At 50.0% G+C, this 9,590-nt stretch carries 15 protein-coding genes; all 15 read left to right on the top strand.

Features of this window, described 5'->3' with window-relative positions; genetic code table 11:
• Positions 1-396, top strand: a 396-nt coding sequence (locus NP589_RS20630) for a hypothetical protein (RefSeq protein WP_256608657.1), incomplete at its 5' end; no start/stop codon positions are given.
• A gap of 2 nt (positions 397-398) precedes the next feature.
• Positions 399-1,652, top strand: a complete 1,254-nt coding sequence (locus tag NP589_RS20625) for a tyrosine-type recombinase/integrase (protein ID WP_256608656.1) — start codon at positions 399-401, stop codon at positions 1,650-1,652.
• Between the two features lie 107 nt (positions 1,653-1,759).
• Positions 1,760-2,038 (top strand): type II toxin-antitoxin system RelE/ParE family toxin, encoded by a 279-nt coding sequence (locus NP589_RS20620; protein WP_256608655.1) that lies wholly within the window; start codon positions 1,760-1,762, stop codon positions 2,036-2,038.
• 13 nt (positions 2,039-2,051) lie between these two features.
• On the top strand, positions 2,052-2,348 hold the full coding sequence (locus tag NP589_RS20615; RefSeq protein ID WP_196435326.1) for a HigA family addiction module antitoxin: 297 nt from the start codon (positions 2,052-2,054) through the stop codon (positions 2,346-2,348).
• 104 nt (positions 2,349-2,452) lie between these two features.
• Positions 2,453-3,097, top strand: a complete 645-nt coding sequence (locus NP589_RS20610; protein WP_256608654.1) for a hypothetical protein — start codon at positions 2,453-2,455, stop codon at positions 3,095-3,097.
• A 110-nt stretch (positions 3,098-3,207) separates the two neighbouring features.
• Positions 3,208-3,426, top strand: coding sequence for a hypothetical protein (locus tag NP589_RS20605; RefSeq protein WP_256608653.1), 219 nt, complete (start codon positions 3,208-3,210; stop codon positions 3,424-3,426).
• Between the two features lie 175 nt (positions 3,427-3,601).
• Positions 3,602-3,778, top strand: a complete 177-nt coding sequence (locus NP589_RS20600) for a hypothetical protein (RefSeq protein WP_256608652.1) — start codon at positions 3,602-3,604, stop codon at positions 3,776-3,778.
• A gap of 4 nt (positions 3,779-3,782) precedes the next feature.
• On the top strand, positions 3,783-4,586 hold the full coding sequence (locus tag NP589_RS20595) for an LvrA C-terminal domain-related protein (RefSeq protein ID WP_256608651.1): 804 nt from the start codon (positions 3,783-3,785) through the stop codon (positions 4,584-4,586).
• A complete protein-coding gene (locus NP589_RS20590; protein ID WP_256608650.1) occupies positions 4,583-6,427 on the top strand; it encodes a toprim domain-containing protein in 1,845 nt (614 codons plus the stop codon). The genes NP589_RS20595 and NP589_RS20590 overlap by 4 nt, the downstream gene beginning before the upstream one ends.
• A complete protein-coding gene (locus NP589_RS20585; RefSeq protein WP_256608649.1) occupies positions 6,427-6,735 on the top strand; it encodes a hypothetical protein in 309 nt (102 codons plus the stop codon). Before NP589_RS20590 ends, NP589_RS20585 begins: the two co-directional genes overlap by 1 nt.
• Before the next feature lie 35 nt (positions 6,736-6,770).
• A complete protein-coding gene (locus NP589_RS20580; RefSeq protein ID WP_256608648.1) occupies positions 6,771-7,337 on the top strand; it encodes a hypothetical protein in 567 nt (188 codons plus the stop codon).
• 226 nt (positions 7,338-7,563) lie between these two features.
• Positions 7,564-7,785 carry a helix-turn-helix transcriptional regulator gene (locus tag NP589_RS20575; RefSeq protein WP_256608647.1) on the top strand — a complete coding sequence of 74 codons (222 nt, stop codon included), beginning with the start codon at positions 7,564-7,566 and terminating at the stop codon, positions 7,783-7,785.
• Positions 7,786-7,787: 2 nt separating this feature from the next.
• A complete protein-coding gene (locus NP589_RS20570) occupies positions 7,788-8,354 on the top strand; it encodes a hypothetical protein (RefSeq protein WP_256608646.1) in 567 nt (188 codons plus the stop codon).
• Between the two features lie 7 nt (positions 8,355-8,361).
• Entirely contained in the window at positions 8,362-8,895 is a 534-nt protein-coding gene (locus NP589_RS20565) for a hypothetical protein (RefSeq protein WP_256608645.1), read from the top strand.
• Positions 8,892-9,482, top strand: a complete 591-nt coding sequence (locus NP589_RS20560) for a hypothetical protein (protein WP_256608644.1) — start codon at positions 8,892-8,894, stop codon at positions 9,480-9,482. Before NP589_RS20565 ends, NP589_RS20560 begins: the two co-directional genes overlap by 4 nt.
• Positions 9,483-9,590: the final 108 nt, after the last annotated feature.

The following is a 9,590-nucleotide window of genomic DNA, read 5'->3' as shown; positions in this document are numbered from 1 at the left end:
CCCGTGTTTAAATCCCAAGAACAAGCTACGGCTTGGCGTCATCTTAGCCTGCCCTACTACCCCGACTGTCAGGTTATCCATTACGAGCCTGGATTGGATGGCAAAAGCTCAGATTTTCAAAATAAGTACGATCTTCACTCGGGCAATCCCATTACGGCATATGCTGTCGTGTATGGTGGCGATGGGGTGCACCGATGCTTGCCGATTGGCGACGGCTATTTTACAACTGAAGCGCAGGCCCGCCGCTATCAGGCTGAAATCTTGTCGGAGTACCCGACGTGTCAAATTTCCTCGCAGAATTTTCATTTCGAACATGTATACGGGCGTCAGGAATTGCTGAAACATCTCTTTGGGGACCCAAAAGCCGAAAACGCCGATAGTGCGGTGGAGGCTTAGCCATGGCGTATATCCGACCTTTAGCCAACGGTAACTTCCGTGCGGATGTTCGCCTGAAGGGCATCACCAAAAACAAAACCTTCTCGACTGAAAAGCTGGCGCAAACTTGGGCCGACAGCATAGAACGCAACATCAAGGCCATTCCGTTGATGTCATCGGCTCAGTTGCTGGAAATAACCGAAGCCGACATCGAAAGCATGGGCGGCGAAGAGCTGTTCAAGCAATTGGGTATCGATCTGTTTGCCATTCGCCATTGCGCCAAGTTGGAAGCCATCAATGCACTGTCGAAGAAAGAGCTGTTGCAATTGACGCCGCAGGAAATCGAGCGCATGGGCGGTGCCGATCTATTCATCAAGGCCGGCAAGCGCATCCGTTACAAGACTTTTCGGGAAGTCTGCGACGAATATCTGTCGCGGTGGGGCAAGAAAGATTACAAAGGCCAGATGCAGCGGGTCGATTACTGGTGCCAGTTTTTCGGCGACCGCATCATGACCGACATCGACATCTTCGATTTGCGCGAACACGTCGACGACATGATTGATGCCGGCGACCGCGCAACAACCATCAACCGCAAAAAAGCCGTGCTGTCCAGCGTTTACAAGTTCGCCCTCAGTCGCGGCTACGTCGATGAAAATCTGGTACGCAGTGTCGTGGTCGATGACGATACCAAACGCCGGGATCGGGTGTTATCGGATCAGGAACGCCAGCGCCTGATTAAAGCCTGCCAAGTGTCCCATTGGGACAAATTGTACCTGCTGGTGCTCATGGCAATGACCACGGGCGCCCGCAAAGGCGAATTGATGAGTCTGCGGTGGAACGACATCAATTTCAAAGATGGCACCGCCTTTCTGGGCGATACCAAGAACGGTACCAGCCGCGAGCTATACCTTGCCCTGGTTGTTATCGCCGAACTGAAGTGCCACCAGGAAATCGGTACCGGCTTGATCTTCCCGTCGCTCGAACTACCCGAACAACCGATGGATTTCCGCGCGGCCTGGCGAAATGCCTTAAAAGCAGCGAACATCTCCGACAAGGATGTTTTGAATACGGACGGCAGCGTCAAGCTTGAGCGGTTTACCTTCCATTGCCTTCGGCACGGCTTCTGTTCGGCCTTGTCGGACGCCGGTAAGGAGATCAACCAGATAGCCAAACTGGCGGGCCACAAGAGCATTCAAACCACCATGCGCTACATCCACCAAGGCCGCGATCAGAAGCGGCAAATCGTCAATGAGCTGGCGCAGGCGTTCAATCTGTAAAGGCTTACTGCCGGCCAGGTCTTAATCGGCTTGGCCGGTATCTTTCTGGCGCTTGAATATTTTTCTTCTCCGCTTGTTGCGCGTAAAGCATCGAGATACACTTAATCATGATCAAAAGTTTTCGTCATAAAGGCATTCAACAGTTTTTCGAAACCGGCTCGAAATCGGGCGTCAATGCCGAACACGCTTCCAAGCTGTCCCGGCAATTGCTATTGCTCAACGCCGCCAAATCCCCGCAAGAAATGGACGTGGCCGGATGGAAGCTCCACCCGTTGAAAGGCGACTTGGTTGAACACTGGGCCGTCAAGGTTAGCGGAAACTGGCGCCTTACCTTCATGTTCGAGGGCGAAGACGCGGTATTGGTCGATTATCAAGATTATCACTGAGAGGCAGGCACCCATGACCATGTTTAATCCCCCACACCCCGGCAGCATATTGAAAGAAGACGTATTACCCGAGCTGGGTATCGGCGTCACCGAAGCCGCCGCACAGCTTGGTGTTTCCCGCGTTGCCCTATCCCGTGTCGTCAACGGTCGGGCCGCGATCAGCGCCGATATGGCGATCCGCCTGGAGGCCTGGATGAACGGCCCGACCGCCGATACCTGGGTGCGCATGCAGGCTGAATACGATTTGTGGCAAGCCCGGCAAAAGCCCAAGCCCAACGTTACCCCGATTGAACGGCCACACGCGGCATAACGATTATCCAAATTAGCCAGCCTTACCCGACGGGGGACAGGCGGAGTCATTAACCGCTTGGCTGGCTATCCCTTCTTAATGACTTGCGCTTGAATGGAGTGTAAATGGCAATGAATAAAAGAATACCAAGTGGTGATGATGTTGCAAACTTGCTATTGCTTTTCGCACCGCCAAAAGTTTTAGTTGATTTTGACTTAACTTTAGACAGCAAAAATGATTTTATTCAATATTTCGAAGGTGAAAATTCGTATTTTAAGGCGAAATTCACTGCTCAAGCCATATTCTATGCTAGCTATAAAATAGTTAATTTCAGAAAATCGTATTCTATACTGTCATCGTTTGACATAGCCCCAGATGTGGTTTTTCGATTAGTAGAATTTTCACGAGTTGAAGGATGGATCGAAGAAGAGAATCTTAGGAATGCACTTTGTGGAACGGGCGGAACAAAAGCTAACAAACTTAACAGAGAAGATAAAACTTATGTTCTTGAGTTTTACGACGAAAATAGATGGAATTATAAAAGTCCGAGAGCCTTTGCAAAAGATGTCTGTAATAGTGGTAAAAACAAGAAAGTTGTAGAAAAGTTCGATGCTGTATATGGATGGATATTAGAGCACAACATCTTGATAGCCAAAAACTTTTATAAGAAACATTCACATCAATTTGAGAGCAAGGAGGATGCTGCCTTTCACGTTGGTCAGAAAATTCTGAATGTGCGACCAAAAACCGTAATCAAATGGATTGAATAACGTCAGCTCTTGAAAGATAGTGTGTACTAGTACACTACACATACAGGGTTTAAAAAAATCAATATCATTGCCTTGAACTACTTCAAACATCCTGTTTTTATGGAGAGGCAATGCAAGCAAACCAATTAACAACGTCACTCGACGACATCATTCCTTATCAGGATATTCCAGATAGATTTCCCCACTTATACCCAAAGAAAAGCTGGGCCTGGGCGGTAAAGCAGCGCCAGCATAACGGCTTGTCTAGGGCATTCCATAAAGTCGGCAAAACGCTATTTGTTAATACACGCGTTTTGGCCGAATGCATCGTTTCGAATAAAGATACCTGAACCGCATATTAAATGCGGTGCAATGCCTTGTGTTTTGAGGCTTGCAAATAAATAGGCGCAATTTCCAGGTACTTAAAGACTTCAACTCGACGGCAAATCGGAAGACATACCCGGAACTGCACCCAATATGCGATGTGAACTTATTCCGCCTTTTTGGCGGTATTGCGGGGAATCTATGTCCGAAAAAAATATTAAATCAATTTTACGCGATAGCGGGTTACTGGAGATGATCGATGGTCAATTTATCTCGACGACGATTATTGCCTGGGTAATTCCAGATTTTAAAAAAGGAATTGCGGTTGTTAAAGATAAACACGGCAACCGCATCGGAATATTGCGCTGGTCAAAATAGCAACATGGATTATTACCAGCGCTGCGAATGGGCCTTTGCCCAACAAGGGATAAGCTCGGCTGAGAAGTTTATTTTGGTCGCAATGGCAAAACGCGCCGGCAACGACTTGGCCGAGTATTTCCAGAGTATTGCATCGTTGTGTGAAGAAACAGCTTTGAATCGCAAGACGGCCATCAAGTCGCTTAAAGCCTTGTGCGAATCCGGATTGATTAGCGATACCGGAAAGCGCGTTGGCGATACCAAGCAGGTGGTCGTTTACCAAATCAACGGTATTTTTGACATGATCAATAACTCCAAATCAGACGATTTAAACAGTACCAAAAACGGAACAGTTCCAGAATTGGAACAGTTCCAATTATTCCCGGAAACAGTCCCAAATTTACCGGCAAACAGTACCGTTTTTTCCGCTAAAGAGTCCCAAATTTACGCGGAAACAGTCCCAAATTTGGGACACGGAACTAATACATTAACTAAAACATTAACTAAAAACATATGTGACGAAAACATTGAAAATTTGTTTGTTAAGTTTTACAACGCCTACCCCGGCCATCGAAAAAATCGTACCAACGCCAAAAAAGCGTGGGATAAACTCAAGCCATCCGACGAGCTGGCGGCGACAATCATGTCGGCCCTGGAGCTGGCAAAAAAATCCAGAGACTGGCTCAAAGATGATGGCCAGTACATTCCGGCACCGGCAGTGTGGCTGAACAAACGCCGCTGGGAAGACGAAATCAATTCGGCACCGCCGACACCTGACGCCCGAGAAACAGCCCAAAGCAGCTTTCTTGGCATAGCGGGGTTGATATGAGACCGGCAGAAATCGCTCAATTGCTGGCCCGCAACGCCGAAGCGGTTGCTAAGCACCTGCTGCCCAATGGCAAGTTGGATAGCCGGGAGTGGCGCTGCGGTTCAATCTCGGGAGAAGCCGGTAAAAGCCTTGGTGTTCATCTGCATGGGGATAAATCCGGCATTTGGTCTGATTTTGCAACGGGTCAAACCGGCGACTTGCTGGATTTATGGCGCGAGGTGCGCAATATCTCCATGCCGGAAGCTATGGCCGAAGCCGCAACTTGGTTGGGCTTAAATCCTGGCGCCAAGAAACCGACATTCGTTCGCCAGCAGAAGGCTTTCAAAAAACCGTCAATCAAGCCTGCTGAGGCTGTTGCCGGTTCGCCGGTATGGCAATACTTGACGCAAGAGCGAAAGCTTTCCGAAGCCACACTCAAGGCGTACCGCGTCGGCCAAACGCCAAAATCGGTATTGTTTCCCTGTTATAACCCAACCGGCGAACTGGTCATGACTAAATGGCGCCATGTTGCCGGCAAAAAATTCGGTGTGACCGAAGCCGACATGCGTCCGGCCTTGTTCGGTTGGCAGGCGATCCCGCCGGACGCGCGATTCGTCGCCATCACCGAGGGTGAAATCGACGCCATGTCGCTGTTTGAATATCAAATACCGGCCCTGTCGGTACCGTTCGGCGGCGGCACCGGCGCAAAGCACGATTGGATCGAGCATGAATTCGACAACTTGGAGCGGTTCGATGTGATCTATATCGCGATGGATGCAGACGACGTAGGACGACAAGCCGCTGCCGAGATTATCGACAGACTGGGGCGGCACCGTTGCCGAGTCGTTGAGTTGCCGCACAAGGATGCCAATGACTGCCTGCGCGCCGGTTTGTCGCTGGCCCAGATGCAAGAGTTGTTGAGCAAAGCTAAAACCCTCGACCCGTCAGAACTGCGCAACGCCGCTGAATATGTCGATGGTGTTATTGCGGCATTCAACCCCACTCAGACCGAAATCGGGTTCAGCACTCCCTGGGGTAAGTGCAAGACCCTCAAGTTCCGTCCGGGCGAACTCACGATTGTGGCCGGCGTGAACGGCCATGGTAAAAGCGAAGGGGTTGGACACATTACCCTCGACGCCATTGCTCAGGGTCGACGCGCCTGTGTCGCATCCATGGAGTTCAAGCCTCAGCGGTGGCTGCAACGATTGGTCAGGCAAGCCTCCTGTGTTGAGCAACCCGCCGACCCGTACATAGGCAAAATCATGGAGTGGTTAGGTAATAGCCTTTGGGTTTTCGATGTCTCCACGACAGCCAAGCGAGAGCGAATGCTGGAGGTGTTCGGCTACGCCCGGCAGCGCTACGGCATCAACCTGTTCGTCATCGACAATATGTCAAAGCTCGACATCGATCCTGACGATTACAACAAACAGCGAGATTTTGTTGACAAATTGACTGACTTTGCCAAGGACCATGACGTTCACATTATCCTGGTCGCGCATTTGCGCAAAGGCGACAACGATGAAAAGCCCGGCGGCAAATTCGATGTGTTGGGCGGCGGCTCTATTACCAATCTGGCCGATACTGTGCTCATTTGGTGGCGAAACCGAAAGAAAGAGGAAAAGCTGAAACAGACAAACCTCGACGACATTGAGGTCTCCAATATCCAGAAAGAACCGGACGCCCTATGTCTCTGCGAGAAGCAGCGCAATGGCGAAGATGAGCCGAGAATTACTCTTTGGTTTCACAAAGCAAGCCACCAATTTCTTCCGGTCCCAAGTGGTAGTCCCCGTAGGTACGTTCACTTCTCGACAACCGAACCCAACGGCACCGACTTTGCCGGTACGGATAGCGAGGTGTTTTGATGAGCGCACTTCACTTCATCACCAGCCTGCAATCATCGGGATTTGCTTTTTCCGCCAATGGCGATTCGCTTGTCGTAAACCCGGCGTCCCAGCTATCAAGCGATGAGCGCGACTACCTCCGGAAACACAAGGCGGAGATATTGGCCTTCATCGGCAGAAACACGACCAGACCAACCAACGACGAATATCCGCAATCCATTGAAGTCTGGACGCCGAATGGAAACAAATTGCTGGCCGAAGCCCGCTCAGCGAAACATGCCGCCGATTTAAAGCGTTGGAACCCGCCTTCCAGAAATCATGAAGTTTAATTAATTTTTAACCGCAAACCATAAGAGGAAAAACCATGACCGCAAAAACCACCAGCCGCGACGAAGCAACTATCGCTCAACGCTTCGTTTGCCATATAGCACCAGTTATCGCCGCTCTGGAAGTTATCACGGATGAGCTTGATTACGACTTTAATGAAGATGATTCGATGCAAAAAATCGCCGAGTTCAAAGGCTGGCTGTCATCCAATTTATCCATTCATCAATCCATGCTTGATGCCGCTCCTTGCCTGCACGCATACCTGCCAAAAGACACTGTTGCCGCCGCCGAAGCTCGTTTGGCGCAAGTAAAAAATGAGATGTTCCTTCACAATTTGGCTATTGAAAATCTTGCAAGAATTCATGGAATAAGGGGTGAACTACTAATGAGTCGCGGCTTTTCACTGTTTGAGATCAGCTGGATTTTGCCAGAAGAAGACATCGAATATCGACCACACTTCGCTGCACGAAACCAGCTCAAAACCGAGCAAGAAAAAATCGAGCAGTTCATAGCCAGCGGCGCTAACGATTTCGCGTTGCTTGAGGGCGTTCAGTTGCAGCACTTCTCACTTTCCCAAGCCGATTTGTCACAACCAGCAGGTTAACCATCAGGCACAAAAAAGCCGGCGGCCCTACCGTAAAGGCCGCCGGCTACGTCAATCGCACTCATCGACGCGATACCAGTATAACGCCACGCAACCCGCTTAAATGCAGGGTTTTCCCTAAACAAAATCCACACAAAGCCATAGGCGTCCAAAATCGGGAAAACGCAACGAGAGGTAGATTTAAAGACCCCAAAATATTCTCGCAGTTAAACAAAACGAGGGTTATATGACCATCGCATTACCAACCGAAGGTTTTGCAAAACTCGATACGGTCCTGGCGGCGATCCCGATAAGCAGGGCGAAATGGTATGAGGGTGTTAAAAGCGGCCTTTACCCGCGACCAGTGCGGCTTGATGGCCGCTCGGTTGCCTGGCGAGTCGAAGATATTCGATCCGTTATTAACCGTATCAACGAGAAAAACCAAAACCAAACCTTAACACTGGGATAACCATGAACGAAAAACTAACTATGCAAGATTTAAACAGCGCGCAGCACTCGGTTTCAAAGCTTAAGCCGCTGGCCGAAGCGTTGGCGGCGGTCGACGATCAGTCGCTCAACAACAACCCCGAGGCGATTCAAAAATTTAATGATTTTTGCGATTTTACGTCGCTAAAACTAATGGAAGCCGCCGCGATAGTCGCCAGGGCGCAAAAGCAGTATAAAGACAGGGACCAAGACCTCATCGCCGCCGCCATTCTCCGCACCAGCATCATCACCAACGAAATTGCCAATACCATTTTCGCCAAAGAAAACCTGCTTGCCGGCTATGAAATAAAAAAAGGCGAGATGAAAAAGCAAAGCTTCTCAGAAGCCGAAATTTTGGCGGTAATCGGCACCCCGACCGCCGACGCCGAAGCGTTGGACGCCCAGGTCGAGTCGCTGCAAGCCGAAAAAGTCATGATCGAGCGATTTTTATCGGACGCACCCCGCTTCGACGCCGACTTGCTGGCCGAAACAAAAGTACTTGACTTGCTACAAACGCGCCAGGATCTGGGCATGTCAGCCGTAAAAATGTAAAGCAGCCATGTACCAGCAAATCACCAATCCAAACCACATCAAGGCCAAGCTTTCACCGGTAGTTGAGGTCCTGCGGGGCATCGACGGCGAGGCTGTTCAGTACGATGCAAACATATTCGAGTCGTTTGCCGGCCTGCTGCTCTGGGCCGAAGCCACCTTGGCCAATCTCGACGCGCCAGACGATGAGGTCGCCGAAACAAACGGCCACGACATCGAAATCAAGGCACTGGTCACCAAGGTGTCACTAAAAATTTTGTCGCTTACCATGCTGATCGACGCGGAAAATCGGTTAGGCCAAGCCGGCCTAGACCAGTACGAAAAAAACTTAGCAGAACTCAAGTTCGGCGGGGCAACTGTCGGAGAAATCAAAAAGCTTGAGACCGACGCCAAAGCCAGATCCGAAGCGCATAAACTGAAAATTCTCGACTTGGCCGCGCAACGCGCCACGCTGCGGGATTTTTTAAACTCCGGCCCGGGCTACAAGCTTTCACTACTCACCAATACCGGCATGCTGCAGGCAAAGCAAGGATGTAAAAAATGAACATGCAAACCGTTGTCGGCAATACCCTGCTGGCCGCAAAAAATAGAATCACAACGCTGCAAACCATTGTCAAAAACAATCAACTTTCAATGGGGGATCGGTCGTCCGCTCATGCTCAACGCCAACAAATTGCAGCTAGTAACAAAATGACCCAGGCCGAGTTCCTATTGCTATTCCCCACAGCACCGGTTGACACCGATTTTGTAACAGAAAACGCTGAAATAGCTGCAAAGCAAACCGCCCTGGCCGCCGCAATTGCAGCTCGGCCACCAGTCGATCCCGGCAGCAATTACTACAACACCAATATCATCCCACTACAAAGCAAAATATCGGAATTGCAGGCCAACAAAGAACGGGCAATCAGCGCGTACACAAGACAGGCCCAAAAGCCAGAGCGCGCCCTTACAGACGCCGAGTTTGCCCAGTTATACCCTACACCGTCCTTAGTTGCCGAACAGACCGCTATAGCCGCTGCGCAAACGGAATGCAACACCTTGAGCGCCTTTTTGAAAAGCGGGCCGTACCCCAATTACCCAGCTATGTACGACATTGATTTACTCACCGGCACAGCCGTAAGTTACCCATAAAAAAGGCTTTAAAAATGGCTGAGTCGACAATGTAGTGGTCTAATAAAAATGGACACCCGAATAGGTTGATAAACTATCCCTATCAACCTTGAAGATAAAACGAATGAT

Origin of the sequence: Methylomonas rosea (assembly GCF_024505055.1) — a bacterium.
GTDB lineage: Bacteria > Pseudomonadota > Gammaproteobacteria > Methylococcales > Methylomonadaceae > Methylomonas > Methylomonas rosea.
Note: the sequence above shows the minus strand (reverse complement) of the source record. Positions and strands in the feature narration are given on the sequence as shown.